This window comes from Peptoniphilus sp. HMSC062D09 (assembly GCF_001811425.1).
In the GTDB taxonomy this organism is placed as follows: domain Bacteria; phylum Bacillota; class Clostridia; order Tissierellales; family Peptoniphilaceae; genus Peptoniphilus_A.
Window position 1 is genome coordinate 1 of record NZ_KV804700.1, and the last position, 318, is coordinate 318.

1 protein-coding gene is annotated in these 318 nt (G+C 32.7%); it reads left to right on the forward strand.

Going from position 1 to position 318, the window contains the following annotated elements:
- Nucleotides 1–138: 138 nt before the first annotated feature.
- On the forward strand, nucleotides 139–318 hold a 180-nt coding region (gene tnpA / locus HMPREF2801_RS02705; RefSeq protein ID WP_148130063.1), incomplete at its 3' end, for an IS200/IS605 family transposase.

Genomic DNA, 318 nt, shown 5'->3' on the forward strand with positions numbered 1-318 from the left:
TTGTACGCTTTAGCATGAATAAACCACCAGCTATGCTGGTGGTAGGAATACTAGCTTTAGCTTCAAGCAAAAAACCTCCCGTGATAAACTATGTATGTTACTGGCAGTAGCATAAATAGAAAAGGGAGGTATCCTAAAATGGATAAAAACAGTTTATCACATACATCATGGAATTGTAAGTATCACATAGTATTTGCTCCGAAATACAGGAGACAAGTAATATATGGAAGATTAAAACAAGATATAGGAAAAATATTAAGAGATTTATGTGATAGAAAAGGAATAAATATAATAGAAGCAGAATGTTGTCCAGATCAT